Consider the following 1055-nt stretch of genomic DNA (forward strand, 5'->3'; position numbering starts at 1 on the left):
GATTTGAAATATTTAAAGATTGCTAGTAATTAATTTTTCAATAATCGCCTTTCTTCTGAAACCAACTCTCATAAATTCTAAAAATAAAAACTTTTAAGTCATGAAAAATAGATTTTCTTATAAATTTCTTGGTGTTAAACTTGATGCACTCTCTATCCCAGAGTTAAATTTATTAATTGAAGAATCTATTGAGAAAAGCGAGAAATGGATTATTGCTAATCACAACTTGCATAGTCTTTATCTCTTTCATAACGATCCAAAAATGCAAGCGTTTTATGCCAAGGCTGAATATATCCATATTGATGGTATGCCTCTATTGTTTATTGGAAAGTTGTTAGGTTTTCCAATGAAACGAGAACAAAGAGTAACCTATGCTGACTGGGTATGGCCTCTGATGGCAGAAGCCGCTAATAAAGACTGGCGTGTATTTTATTTAGGTTCAAAGCCAGGAGTGGCGGAACAAGGAGCAAGTATTTTGCGCGATAAATTTCCTGGTTTACAGATTGCTTGCGCTCATGGTTATATTGATATGGATAAAGATAGTGAAGAAAATCTCGCTACTCTGGCTGCAATTAATGCTTACAAACCTCATGTATTAATGGTGGGGATGGGTATGCCACGCCAAGAGCATTGGATTTCGGAAAATCTGGAATATATTTATGCCAACACTATTTTGACTAGTGGAGCCTGTATGGACTATGTAGCAGGAGTAGTGCCTACTCCTCCTCGCTGGATGGGAAGGGTTGGCTTGGAATGGTTGTATCGCTTGTTATCTGAACCGAAAAGACTTTGGAGACGTTACTTGCTTGAGCCTTGGTTTGTAGCTACATTATTTTTACGAGAAATTTGGAGTATGCCAAGCCAACAAAAAAAAAATAGAATGCTGCTATTTCTCACTACAAGATTCCACAAGTTTGTAGCGTAATTGAGTTTCGTTAAGCCTCACCAGTACGTCACTCAACTTGTCACGAATTTATGTAGGGCTTGCTGAAAAAGTCGTATTTAAGCCAGATCAAGAATCAATTAACAATGCTTGTAAGTGAAAATATAATTTA

At 36.5% G+C, this 1055-nt stretch carries 1 protein-coding gene; it reads left to right on the forward strand.

Annotation, left to right across the window (positions count from 1 at the left end; genetic code table 11):
- Window positions 1-100 precede the first annotated feature (100 nt).
- Entirely contained in the window at window positions 101-925 is an 825-nt protein-coding gene (locus GNF10_RS37035) for a WecB/TagA/CpsF family glycosyltransferase (RefSeq protein ID WP_185607505.1), read from the forward strand.
- Window positions 926-1055: the final 130 nt, after the last annotated feature.

The organism is Nostoc sp. UCD121, from assembly GCF_014222285.1.
In the GTDB taxonomy this organism is placed as follows: Bacteria; Cyanobacteriota; Cyanobacteriia; order Cyanobacteriales; family Nostocaceae; genus Nostoc.

Excerpts from the sequence above, each read along its gene's own strand:
- GNF10_RS37035 (WP_185607505.1), top strand. The coding sequence starts at position 101 with ATGAAAAATAGATTTTCTTATAAATTTCTTGGTGTTAAACTTGATGCA.